This is a genomic window from Hyphomicrobium sp. 99 (assembly GCF_000384335.2).
Classification (GTDB): Bacteria; Pseudomonadota; Alphaproteobacteria; order Rhizobiales; family Hyphomicrobiaceae; genus Hyphomicrobium_B.
In genome coordinates this window covers 3,346,520-3,358,925 of the sequence record NZ_KQ031382.1, presented here as the reverse complement: position 1 = coordinate 3,358,925, position 12,406 = coordinate 3,346,520, and the positions used below count along the sequence as shown (strand labels likewise).

Sequence of the window (12,406 nt, the reverse complement as noted above, 5' to 3'; positions counted from 1 at the left end):
GTCAAGGTGATCATCGTGCGTGCCTAGCGTGCTCTCCTAGACCGGTACCAAGCTGACTGAGCGAATCCGGCTATTTTCAACCTCGACTGAGGAGAAAAGGGAATGGCACGGAACGGTTTACGACGGAGCAAATCATTGGGCTTCTGCGGGAAGCGGAGGCTCGACTGAGTCAAGGTCAAGCGATCGGCACGGTCTGCCGAGGCATCAGTGTCTCGCAGCAGAGCTACTACCGCTGGCGCCGCGAGTACGGTGGCTTGAAGCTCGATCAGGCCAAGCGCTTCAAGGACCTCGAACGCGAGAACGAGCGGATGGTATCGTGATCAGGGGCAGGCCAAAACGCAAAGTGAAGGCAGCAACGCGCGTTCCAGCAACACCTCCAACAAGGATTGGATGCAGTCCGCACCATCAATCCTCGTCGAGGGTGGTCTTTTTAGACCAAACTGGTCAAGCTGCTTTCACTGCGATCTTCTTTTCGGCGGCCTTTGCTTCTGTCGATTTCGGCAAAGTTACGGTCAAGACACCCTTCTTAAAGCTCGCAGCGATCTTATCAGTATCAACACCTTTCGGGACACTAAAGCGACGCTCGAAAGAGCCAAACCGACGCTCGGAGAGATAATAATCTTTTTTCTTCTCTTCTTTCTCTTCCTTCTTTTCACCCTTGATCGTCAGCATTCCATTGGCGACCTTCACGTCGATGTTGTTTTCGTCAAGGCCAGGAAGCTCGGCGGTAATCTCGTAAGCCGTGTCTTTGTCGACGATGTCAACAGGCGGAGCTGATGCCCATGTCAGCTCTCGCCTCAACGGCTCAACGTCGAGAAGCGAGCCGCGGAAAGGCGAATGCAAAAAACCGCGATCAAAATCCTCGACGATCTCGCTCAGTTGCCGACGCAGATTCTGTATTGGCCACCAATCCCGGTATGACGGCGTCTCATTTTCGGATTTTACGGGAAGTTTCACTGCTGGCTCTGCCATTGCACTAACTCCTAACTAATAAATTTCCGAACGCCCTGATACCATAGCATTGATGAACATAAGAAGAGTTCGTGAGGCCATTGCAATCGCATCCAACGATGAGTCGCCTCGTCGAGGGACCGTGTGACAGTCCTAAGGAGTCTCTCTCCTAAATTTCATTTCAAACTGTTTCTTCAATTGGAGGAATTACTATGAAAAATATAAAGCTGGCGACCCTTTTCGGCATAACCTTGGACATGATCGTCCTTTGTCGCGATGTCGATGGGACAGCCTTTTCGTGATTATCAAAGCGAGTTTGGGTGATCTCCGCGATACCTAGGTCGCCGGCATTTATCGAGAAGGCGACTTAGTCGATCCCCAAGTTTTGACGAACCCGGAGAGCGTATCGATAGGTCATGAAAATCGCCTAAAAAATTTAAGCGATACTTTGGTTGCGGATTGAAATGCAAACGATGCGGCCGATCATTCAACAATTTTGTCGCTGGGTTCAAACCCTTCAAACGGCGGCCGCCGATAGATAGAACGCGACCGCAACGGACGTGGGAAACACGCCGACCATCTGCGCGATGAAGCCGATCGCTGCGCGGCGTGCGAGACTTTCTGCGCAACCGATCATGGTGATGGCGCAGGTCGCTAGATGATGACCTCGCATGATCCAAAAATTTCAGACAACGATTGTCTTGGAACTATGTCTCTTCAGGATCGGGGCATGAGCGGTGATTCATTCCGCGCGTCGGTGTGGCGCTTGAGTAACGCATCGACGTCGATGCGCGCGCTATAGGGACGACCCGGTTTTGCACCAAGGTGCTGAGGCTGGTTCAGCGGCGTGTTTGCGTTGTTCTGCCAGTCAATTCGGGTTGTGATGAGATCTAAGGCAGGGAATTGAAGTGGCAGGCGCGGTGTTAGATTTTTTCAAAATTACAATTCCGTATTGGGTTCTCAGAATTGGCGGATATTTGTTGCCAAGCAGCCGACTGAAAGAGCGAAACGATGCGTTCGCCAAATTTATAAAGAGGCACCGACGATATCCAACCAAGAACTGGATTTTCAGCGACGTCTTGTATCGGATTAAATCCGGTCCCGAGCTGCGCGATCCCGTTCGAACGTTTACAACGGACAAGGAGCTGGGGAAGATCTTCATCAGTGGCGTTGTTGGCCCATCTTATAACGTGCCGACCATCGGAGTTATAAGATCGCAATCCGAGCTGGAGGCATTCCAGTTTCCAGACCGGTGCTTCATCAAAGCGACGCACGCTTCAGGGCTCAACATTTTCAGGGAGCGTGGCGAACCAATAGATTATGACGTGTTGGCCGGCTGGCTCAAACACAGCTACTACAAGAAGAAGCGCGAAGCCAATTATCGCGACTTGGCGCCAAAAATCATCGTCGAACCGCCCATTTTTGAGGGTCAAGATTTCTACGAATTGAATCTGTTTTGCTATGGCGAAGTCAAAGTCATCATCAGGCAGTACGGGAACTGGCGCGCGAAGAGCTCCCGGCGGCGAAGGCTTTATACGGCCAAGTGGGAAGATTGTAACTGCTCGATGGGGTACCCGCTTGCCGAAGTCGACAAAAAGCCTGCGAAGCTCGATGAGATCGTGGCTGCTGCAAACGCTATCGCTGCTTACTTTTCTCTGGTGCGAATAGACGTTTATACGGATGATAACGATTTTTTCATTGGCGAGATTACGCATTGCCACGCGGGCGGCGGGCAGTCCTTTATTCCGGCCGAGGCTGAGATCGACGTGTCGAAGCACATATTCGGTGCCTCAAAAGTGAACCAAATGGCTTAGTCTCAGCTGCGTTCAGTTATCCACCCGTAACCAGCGGCCGCCGATGGCAACGCCGATGAGAAGTACGGCGACGACGACGAACGCGAGAGGCAGGCCGACCACTTGCGCGATGAAGCCGATCGCTCCGGGGCCCGCCAAGATTCCCGCGTAACCGAGCATGGTGATCGCGGGTACGGCAATGTGCTCGGGCATTTTGGTCTGTCGTCCGACCGCTGTGAAAAGAATCGGCACGACATTCGCGCAACCGATTCCAACGAGACCAAAGCCGATCACGGCACCCCATGCAAACGGCACCATCGCGACGGTGAAGAGGCCGAAGGCGGCGCAGAGGGGTCCCGCCAGCAGAACGATCGTGGGGCCCATGCGTTCGACGACGGCGTCGCCGGTCAATCGGCCCATCGTCATCGCGAGTGCAAAGGCGGCATATCCCTGGCCGCCGACGGCGGGATCGACGTTCCTGTTTGCAGTCAGGAAGACCGCGCTCCAGTCGAGAACTGCGCCCTCCGTCAGAAAGACAACGAAGCATAGTAGCCCGATGAGCAGGACTACACCGTGCGGGATCGCGAACGCTGGGCCGCCGCCTTCCGCGCCATACGTCAGCAAATAAGGTGCTGCCGCGGCCATGGCGACGATCGTTACCGCCACGACGATCATGGCGGCGAATGCGGGTGTCGCTCCCGAGGACAACACCAGTGTCATCACGCCGACACCGGCGAGTCCTCCCAAACTGTAAAGGCCGTGGAAGCCCGACATCATTGCTCGGCCGCTTGCGCGCTCGACGATGATCGCCTGGACATTTATCACGCAGTCTAGTGTTCCCTCGCCCATGCCAAAGACAAAGAGCATGACGGCGAGGAGCGGAACGGATGAGGAGAGCGTCAGTACGGGCAGCGAGGATGCGATGAACAGCGCGCCCGCGAGAAGTATCGGGCGACAGCCATACCGCTTCGACAAAATACCGGCCAGCGGCATGGCGGTGACGGAGCCGGCGCCGAGGCACAAGAGAAGGAGCCCCAACGTCGCATCGCTGAGATTGCTCTGATCCTTGACGTAGGGCACGAGAGGCGCCCACGCAGCGAGTGTGAAGCCTGCGACGAAGAAAGTGACGCGCGTTGAAAATTGTTGTGCTCTACCCGGCAGCGGCGCTGACATGAATTCCGTAACGTCCCATCTCTTTTTAATCCGCGCCGTCGTCGCGAAGATTTTGCTTTCACGTGAAGGACGGATCGACAGATGGGCCGAGACGTCGTTGCCGCGATGAGGTCGTATCGGAGATTTGCTCGTCTTTTGTAAAGACGGATTATTTCCGCGTTCTTTTGAGGATTGAAAGAGTTGCCGCGCGAGGGGCGCTCGCGGGAGAAGCCGCTATGTCACCCTCGGCAGAGCGCGCTAGAAGCTGCTCTCGACTTTTGATTGATTTGAAAAAATCCGATGTTGGACGGCTGTGCAAGGCGGTCCTATGCGACGCTAAGAGACGCGTTCGAGTTGTTCTACTCTGAGAGATGCATGCGCGTAGAGTTGTTGTGGTTGTCAGCCCGACGCGAATATCACTGAGCGCTTGTGGTCAGTGATGAGTGAAAATACAAATTCGCGAATCGATCTGCAAAAGCTCTGTTGACGAGCTTTTCTGTGGCTTTCCCAACATAGACGTGGGCTGATCTTTCGGTTACGACAGACGCATTCCTTGTTTGCGTATTTTTCAATTCGTCTCCGCGTGTATTGCAGAGTCATCCGATTTTTTCCTGGATGTGCTGCACTCTTTATGCGGCGCTTTTGTGTGCGTCCAACTTATTTTTACAATTGATATTATCTCCGACGGAGACGCATCGGTGAAAATTTTATTCGTGAGTCCAGAAGTACCGTCTTTTGGCGAGACGGCTGGTATTGCTACTTATCTCTCAGAAGCGACAAGCGCTCTCCACAATGCCGGGCACGAGTGCCATGTGCTCACGTGGCGCGATAGTGGAAAGCGCTTTCGCACCTCCACCCAGTTCAAGCATTTTCTTCATGTGGTGCCGATAAAATTCGACGACTACAAGATGGTAGATCGGAACCTCTTCATATCGGCAACGGTGGCCGATGCGGTCCTCGCGCTGCATCGGGAACATGGGTTCGATGTCATTGAAGGGACGGACTGGTGCGCGCCGCTTTACTGTCTGCTGCAGCGTCGCAACGTTGAGCCGTCGCTCCGGAATTGCCTGATTACCGTGTTCAATCACGGTACGACTTACAATATCGCGCGGCATCAAAAAGCGTTTATTCCGCGATCGACATTTCAATCCGTCAATCTCGAATATCAATGTTTTCGCCTGGCAGACAAAGTGATCTGCCCATCCGAAGCGGCTGCAAAAAGTCTGACTATTGCTCAGGATATTGCGGCGGACCGTATGGAGGTCATTCCCGAGCCTTTGGATCTGGTGTCCAAGCAAGTTTCCTCAACGTGGAATCCGTCGAAGATCTTGTGGTACGGAACCGTCATCGTATCGAAGGGACTTACGCAATTCACGGATCTTGCAAAGCGGTTTCTCTACTATCATCCGCAGTTCAACGTCGAATTCGTGGGGCCGGTTCGACCCATGGATGTGCCGATGGAGGAGTTCAAGCAGAAGATACTGCGAGAGTTCTATCCGTTTTCCGATCGCGTCTCGTTTGTTCCTGGAAAGCCTCGCGAGGTTTCGCTCGAGCGTGTCGGCGAAGCCGACGTGCTTATCAATATGTCGCCGAGGGAAACGTTCTGCTACGCAGCTGCCGAGACGATCCTTTGTGGTGTCGCGCCGGTGATGCTTGCCGGTAGCGCGCAGAGCGAATTTATTCCGCCGGCGCTTAGACAGAGATATTGTGTCGACGCCGGTTCGCGGGATATTTCAGCTTATCCGATCGATCAATTTTTCCGGCATATGGAGGACGATCGTCCGGAGATCATCCATCATGTTGCGGAACGCACGGCGCCAGCGCGATATGTGGAAGCCTACGAACAGCTGGTTCCAAAGACTGCTTCTACGTACATCGCGCCCGCGCGGATAGAAAGTGATTGGGCCGTCAGTGTACTCATTCCCGCTTGCAATCCGGATGGGTTCCTCCTCGACACCATCGAATCCGCTCTTCGCCAATCGGAAATGCCCGCGAAGGTCATCGTCGGCAACGACGGAAGCTCGAAGCCGGAGTCGCTCGAAATTTTAAAGAAGGCCGCGACCTATAAAAACGTCGAGGTGATCAATTTCAATTGGCGAGGTCTTGCAGAAACGCGAAACCGCCTATTGGACTCCTGTGATACGCCGCTGTTCGTGTTCGTCGATGCGGACGATTTGCTTCTCCCTGACTTCGTCGCCGTCAGCCGAAAGTATATTCAGAGCAACTTCTCTGAAAACGTCAGATCGGTTCAGGGCTGGTACGAGATGTTCGGCAGTGAGACGGGCGTGCGCGCGCCGACGGTGTTCCAGCATTTTTCGCACTTCGTCTGGAACGATTTGAAGAACAACCACATGGGGCATACCCAGTCGTTCCAAGAGTTGAGGTACAACAGCGGCCTGACACGGGGCGAAGCGGAAGATTGGGAATTTTGGCTTCGATATTTCAAAGCGGGTTATGAAACGCGAGTCATCCCGCAGGTCTTGTGGCGTTACCGTCGCCATCCCGCTGCCATGTCGGTGAAATGGTCTCAGGAAATGTCCGTCGGCACGGCACGCGCTAATGTAAAAATTCTGAGTGATTACCTTGCGACGGCTACGCGCTCAACGGAACATATTTGGGAATTTATTGGCGACTATCTTTATCTCGGCGAAGTTTTCTTCCGCGATTTGCCTTCGGGAGGCGCCTATACGGGCAACTCCTCACGGCGCGTTGCAAAAATTCAAAGATCCTTATCCGAGTTCCAACGAAGCGGACGTGCATTGAACATGAAGCAACGTTTGGCGCTCAGTCTCATGCGTAGTTTGGCCCATACTTTTAAAACTTAGATTTTTAAAGAATTCGATTTTCTTCAACACGCGTCCAGGATTGTGATCCGGGTTTTTCGGCCGGGCAGGACGACCCCATGTTGTCGACGTAACGACCAGCCCCGAGCCGTGCCCTCGCACTCCCATTGTTAGTTGTGAGTCAGTCAACGCGTATCAGTTCGCGTTCGCGATTTCATCGAACAATGAATGTGCAGGGGATGCGATCATGCTTCCAAAATTGGATGTTATTGTCCCTGTCAGGGACGGTGAAAAATATCTTGAGTCTGCTGTCGCCAGTTTGGCTGCCGACGCGGAATTCATAAATAAGCTGATTATCGTCAACGATGGCTCCTCGGATGGAACGGCTTCGATCCTTTCCAGCTTGGCTTGGAAAGGAAAGCTGCAGGTTATTCATCAGCCGCCGATCGGGATTTCTGCCGCGCTCAATCACGCGCTCCACGCTGCCGAGACACCGCTGGTAGCGCGCATGGACGCCGACGACATTTCCATTCCGGGACGGTTTAAAGCGCAGATCGAATATCTTGAGGGCGCGCCTGCGGTGGCGGCGGTGGGCTCCCAGGTCTTGATCATTGATTCAGCAGGCACTGCAACGGGAGAGCGATCGAACTATCCGCTTGATTCCAACGCCATTCGCACGCAGCTTTATAAAAAAGGCAGTTGCGCGATCTCGCATCCGACGGTCGTTATGAGAAGAGATGCCGTTTTGGCTTGCGGGGGTTATCGGGCCGCCTTTCAGCACGCGGAAGACTACGATCTTTGGCTGCGGCTGTCCGAGCGGCATCGTATCGTGAACTTGCCGGAGGCGTTTTTGTATTACCGGCTCCACCAATCTCAGGTGGCTTCGCAGTTTCGAGCGCGGCAATCGTTCTCGCGCGATCTCGCATTATATGCCGCGCGCGAAAGGGAACGTTCCGGCGAGGACCCTTGCGACGGACTGCGCGAGGTGCCGAATTTTGAGGAGCTCATGCGTTCGGCGGACCGGCATGGAACAACAATTCGAGAACTCGCGACGGCCTATGACGCGATCGACGCAATTCAAGAGAAGCGACGTACGTCTCTGACAATCGCGGCCGCCGACGCGATACCGGCACTTGCGAGAAAGCGATATCTCGGCGAGAGCCGGCGCCGCCGCTACGCTCTGATAAGGAAAGCGGCCTGGACCGGGTTGACGTGCTTGAACTTTCAGACGGCATTCGAGGCGTATCTGGCGTTTCTTGAATGCCGCATCAGCGATAGCAAAATGTTCCAGTCGATGACCAGGAACTTGGGCGCGACGGGTTGATGCTTGCGAGGCCAGAGTAGGCGGAGAGTTCGCCCATGGCCTCGCACGCTTTCAAGCCGCGAACATCAGCGGATCGCAAATCAGCGGGTTGCCATCGCGATGTCTCGCAACACGCGCGTCTCGAGCATCACTTCGTCGAGCCGGTATTTCAAAATGTCACCGATGCTGATGATGCCGACGATACGCGTGCCGTCTTGCACCGGAAGATGCCGGATCCTGCGGTTGGTCATAACCCTCGCGGTATCCGAAATGGGATCGTCCGGCGCGCACGTTATAACACCTCTGGTCATAAGATCGGACGCAAGCATCGCGCCGATGTTTGAGCCATGAAATGCAACCCCACGTGAAATATCTCGTTCCGAGATGATACCGTCGAGTGTGCCTTCCGCGTTGCTCACGACCAAGGCGCCGACGTTTTCCTCCACGAGCCGGTGAGCGACGTCGCGAATAGTATCGCTGGGCCGCACAGTCATGACTTCGGGACCCTTGACCTCCAAAATGTTTGCAACCTTCATCGCTCGTCTCCGGGGTTACGCTCCGAAAACTCTTAGTGGGACCTCATCGGGGTTGAAGGTCAAGGGTTGCTTCATCGTCGCCTGAGAACTTATTTGTGATGGCCCGCGTGTTGCCCGTCATCTCGTCAGTTGACAAACGAGTTGCTGCAAAAATTTTGACATCCTTCCGATTTTCGGAAGTGAATTCATGATCGATAAAATTTTTGGACCTAATCGCGCGCGCGATGCCGAAGTTTCGCGCCCGCTGACCCGCAGGTCCGGTTCGCGCGAATTGTCATTTTGCTTCGCGTGCGAGCAGGGTGCGTTTGCGATCCACGCCCCAACGATAACCCGAGAGTGAGCCATCGTTGCGGACGACGCGGTGGCAGGGAATGGCGATGGCAATTTTGTTTGCTGCGCACGCCGCAGCAACTGCGCGCACGGCTTTGGGCATTCCGATCCGCTCGGCGATCTCCGAATAGGTGGCCGTTGTTCCGCTCGGTATTTCACGGAGAGCTTGCCAGACGCGATGTTGAAAGGCCGTCCCGCGCACATCGAGTGGAAGGTCATGGGCCGTGCCGGGCGCTTCCACTAGGCCGATGACCTTCGCCATGGTGTCCTCGAAGGTGTGATCGCCACCGATCAGCTTGGCCTTTGGAAAGCGGTCTTCGAGATTGTGCAGAAGCGCTTCGGGATCGTCGCCCAAGAAAATGGCTGCAATTCCCTTGTCGCTGCTGGCGACAAGAATTGAGCCGAGCGAGCACTGGCCTATGGCGAAGCGCAGTTCGGCGTTTTCGCCGCCGGACCGAAACTCGGTTGGCGTCATGCCCAGAACTGCAGCGGAGTCTGCGTAGAAGCGGCCGCTGGAGTTGAAGCCTGCATCGTGGATGGCTTCGGTGACGGAACTGCTTTTCGGGAGCTTGGCCTGCAGGCGCTTCTGGCGGTGCGCCGCGGCGTAAGCCTTCGGGGTCAATCCTGTCATGGCTTTGAATACCCGATGAAAATGGTATGGGCTGAGTTCCGCCGCTGTGGCGAGTTCGTCAAGCGACGGGGGCTCGTCCGCGTCCTCGATGATGCGGCATGCCATTGCAACTTTGGCCACGTGGCGGTCATGCAGTGATGTTTCGTTGGGCTTGCATCGCTTGCATGGCCGAAAGCCGGCGGCTTCGGCTTCGCGACAGCTGGCATAAAATGAGACGTTTTTCCGTTGCGGCAGCCGCGCCGGGCACGACGGGCGGCAGTAGATTCCAGTGCTCGCAACTGCATAGAAGACTTTTCCGTCGAACGCGCGATCACGCGTTTTGACTGCGTCCCAGAAGGCCGCATCGTCTTCGGCCGGGAGTGATCGCTTCGGCTTTTCCTGCGTGCGGAGCATCGAGTTCGCTGATCTTGTCTTCATGGCTGCGGAGGATAGCTGAGGGTTTTGCCGCCTGCACTCCGGTCCTTGCTCTCAAATTGCTCGGAGATTGCTGCTCAGCGCCACCTTTATCATCAGCCTGACGCCAACCGGGAATGAGACTAACATCGAAGCACGATCTCTTAACATCTCGGAACCGAAATTCTCTTATGTTTTATGGCCCGAGTCCGGGCAGTCTTGATCTCGATGGACGCAATGACATCCTCGGTAGCTCAGGAAAGACCTGGTGGCGGTTTTTCGAACTTCATAGCCACAGCCGTCCCGGCGCTGCTCTTTGGGTTGCGTTTGGCAACTGCGGTGTGCCTCGCGCTCTTCACGGCATTCTATCTGGAACTCGATACGCCTTACTGGGCCGGAACATCGGCCGCGATCGTCTGCCAGCCGATCGTCGGATCGTCGCTGCTCAAAGGCGTGTTTCGGTTGATTGGAACGATCGTCGGTGCGGTTGCTTCGGTGGTGCTCACAGCTATCTTTCCGCAGGATCGCTTCGGATTTCTGTTCGCAATGCTCGTCTGGGCGGCTGCCTGCTCTTTCGTTTCGACCTTGTTGAAGAACTTTGCATCCTATGCGGCTTTGCTGGCGGGATATACGCTGATCATCATCGCCAACAATTCCATACCGGATCCGGACCAGATCTTCTTCATCGCCATCAATCGCGCCTCTGAAATCAGTATAGGTATCGTCTGCGGAACGTTGGTGGTCGCTTTGACAGACCTCGGCAACTCGCCTCAGCGGTTGCGAATGTTATTATCGCAGCTCATTGAAGAGATTGCTCAACAGTTCGAGCGGATACTCGTCGATCCGTGGAACGCCACAGGTCCTGAGGCGAGGCGCGTTCTCATAAAGCGAATATCGGCTCTCGTCCCCGTCGTCGATCAGGCAGCAGGCGAGTCGGCCGAAATCTTGCAGAGGAGATCCATACTTCGCGTCGCGATAGATGGCTTGTTTTCAGCCCTTTCCGGCGCGCGAGTCGCGGAGACGCATCTGCGCGGGCTTTCTCCGGCCGAGGCGCATCGCATTGCGGCGGTGTTTGCGCAGGAGCTTCCTCCGGATTGGAGCCGCGCGCCAGCGCACGATCGGGATGCGGAAGCGCGGCTGGTCCGTAAATTCATGGCTATCAAGACTGACGATGTATCGTTGCGACTTGCGGCAGACGCGAGCGCGGAAGTTGCGTCGGGCCTTGAGGCTGCAGCTAACGGGCTCGCACTATTATCCGATCCAGCGCATGCGCGCGATGTTGTCCGCATTCCAAGCATCGTCGTTGCCGATTATCTTCCGGCTCTCGTCAATGCCTTGCGCGTTTTCATTGGCGTCGGTGTTGTGGTGATCTATTGGATCGTCTCTCAATGGCCGAGCGGACTTTACGCCGTGACGTTTACGGCGGTGACGATCATGCTGTTCTCGCCAATGTTGGAGGGGTCCGCCAAAGCCGCACTGGGGCTGGTGATCGGCACTCTGTTCGCGGCGGTGGCTGCCGGTATCCTCAAGTTTACGGCGCTGATCAATCACGAGACGTTTCTCGCATTCAGTCTCATTTTATCGATTGCGCTCGTCCCGATTGGGGCGTTGTCGACCGTGCCCTCTCTCGCGCCTTACTTGATCGCTGGAACGGTCAATTTCGTGCCGCTTCTTGCACCGACGAACGTGATGGTTTTCGATCCTGATGCCTACCTGAACGCTGCGTTCGGTCTTGTGGCCGGCTGCCTAGCGGGAGCCGTTGCGCTTCTGCTCATACCTCAGCCGTCTCCCAGTTTCCGGGCGCAGCGTCTGGTCGACTTGTCCATTCGCGACCTCCGGCGTCTGGCCGCCGGGCAACGGCACTGGACGTTCAGACAGTGGCAGGGGCGGATGTACTCGCGGTTGGCGGCGCTTCCTGAAGAGTCCGAGCCCGTTCAGCGATCGCGGTTGGCGACTACGCTGACGGTCGGCGTGCAGGTCATCCGATTACGGCACTTGGCGACGTATGGCCGGATCCGAGCGGAAATTTCGGACGTTCTCTCGGCCTTAGCCGCCGGAGATTTACCGAGAGTTCAGTACACATTGGAAGATCTTGACAAGGAGATCGCGTCGATCCCCCATGATCAATCCGGCATGCGCGGGCGGATGCGAGCGCGGGCGATGTTGCTTGCCATCGCCGAAGCCGTTGACCGTCAGAGCGATTATTTCGGTAGTCAGCCGTCATGAGCTTCGTCGAAATCAACATTCTGGGCGTTCTCATTTCGCCGTTTGTACCGCTGATGGTGCTGGCCTTCGCGATTACGATGGCGTTGCGCGTGATCGCGGTGGAGTTCGGCTGGATGCGCCGCGTATGGCATCCGGCCCTCTTCGAATTTTCGTTATTTCTAATCGTCCTGACGGCCACGGTCCTGATTTTTGGACACCTTAGAATTTATAACTAGTTTGGGCATCATGACGGAGATCGCATCAACCACCCGGAAGTTGGCGCCCGCCAAGCCAGTCGGACGGGAGACGACAACTGTATACGACCCGCC

General features: G+C 55.5%; 10 protein-coding genes and 1 pseudogene. 6 read left to right on the top strand and 5 right to left on the bottom strand.

From position 1 onward, the window contains the following. Positions 1 to 86: 86 nt before the first annotated feature. Positions 87 to 311, top strand: a pseudogene (locus tag G359_RS20155) (transposase); the annotation flags it as partial. Between the two features lie 133 nt (positions 312 to 444). Here the strand turns inward: G359_RS20155 and G359_RS16250 are convergent. Both G359_RS16250 and G359_RS20590 read right to left on the bottom strand, forming a co-directional pair. Continuing rightward, positions 445 to 972 carry an Hsp20/alpha crystallin family protein gene (locus G359_RS16250; RefSeq protein WP_045836968.1) on the bottom strand — a complete coding sequence of 176 codons (528 nt, stop codon included), beginning with the start codon at positions 970 to 972 and terminating at the stop codon, positions 445 to 447. Positions 973 to 1,468: 496 nt separating this feature from the next. Further along, positions 1,469 to 1,624: a hypothetical protein gene (locus G359_RS20590; RefSeq protein ID WP_156150803.1), complete on the bottom strand. Its 156-nt coding sequence runs from the start codon at positions 1,622 to 1,624 to the stop codon at positions 1,469 to 1,471. A gap of 235 nt (positions 1,625 to 1,859) precedes the next feature. On the opposite strand from G359_RS20590, the gene G359_RS16245 reads away from it, so the two are divergent. After that, the gene (locus G359_RS16245) at positions 1,860 to 2,765 is read left to right on the top strand and encodes an ATP-grasp fold amidoligase family protein (protein ID WP_052699417.1); all 906 of its coding nucleotides are present in this window, start codon (positions 1,860 to 1,862) and stop codon (positions 2,763 to 2,765) included. Positions 2,766 to 2,777: 12 nt separating this feature from the next. Here G359_RS16245 and G359_RS16240 read toward each other — a convergent pair whose 3' ends face one another. Continuing rightward, positions 2,778 to 3,917 (bottom strand): MFS transporter, encoded by a 1,140-nt coding sequence (locus tag G359_RS16240; RefSeq protein ID WP_045836967.1) that lies wholly within the window; start codon positions 3,915 to 3,917, stop codon positions 2,778 to 2,780. A 692-nt stretch (positions 3,918 to 4,609) separates the two neighbouring features. Between G359_RS16240 and G359_RS16235 the strand changes: the two genes are divergently transcribed. Continuing rightward, the gene (locus G359_RS16235) at positions 4,610 to 6,721 is read left to right on the top strand and encodes a glycosyltransferase (RefSeq protein WP_156150802.1); all 2,112 of its coding nucleotides are present in this window, start codon (positions 4,610 to 4,612) and stop codon (positions 6,719 to 6,721) included. Between the two features lie 205 nt (positions 6,722 to 6,926). Beyond that, on the top strand, positions 6,927 to 8,003 hold the full coding sequence (locus tag G359_RS19770; RefSeq protein WP_052699416.1) for a glycosyltransferase: 1,077 nt from the start codon (positions 6,927 to 6,929) through the stop codon (positions 8,001 to 8,003). An 80-nt stretch (positions 8,004 to 8,083) separates the two neighbouring features. Here the strand turns inward: G359_RS19770 and G359_RS16225 are convergent, their stop codons facing one another. Further along, the gene (locus G359_RS16225) at positions 8,084 to 8,518 is read right to left on the bottom strand and encodes a CBS domain-containing protein (protein WP_045836965.1); all 435 of its coding nucleotides are present in this window, start codon (positions 8,516 to 8,518) and stop codon (positions 8,084 to 8,086) included. 274 nt (positions 8,519 to 8,792) lie between these two features. Next, entirely contained in the window at positions 8,793 to 9,896 is a 1,104-nt protein-coding gene (gene ada, locus G359_RS16220) for a bifunctional DNA-binding transcriptional regulator/O6-methylguanine-DNA methyltransferase Ada (RefSeq protein ID WP_156150801.1), read from the bottom strand. Positions 9,897 to 10,109: 213 nt separating this feature from the next. On the opposite strand from ada, the gene G359_RS16215 reads away from it, so the two are divergent. Further along, a complete protein-coding gene (locus G359_RS16215) occupies positions 10,110 to 12,098 on the top strand; it encodes an FUSC family protein (RefSeq protein ID WP_197077589.1) in 1,989 nt (662 codons plus the stop codon). Beyond that, on the top strand, positions 12,095 to 12,313 hold the full coding sequence (locus tag G359_RS16210) for a DUF1656 domain-containing protein (RefSeq protein WP_045836963.1): 219 nt from the start codon (positions 12,095 to 12,097) through the stop codon (positions 12,311 to 12,313). Before G359_RS16215 ends, G359_RS16210 begins: the two co-directional genes overlap by 4 nt. Positions 12,314 to 12,406 lie beyond the last annotated feature (93 nt).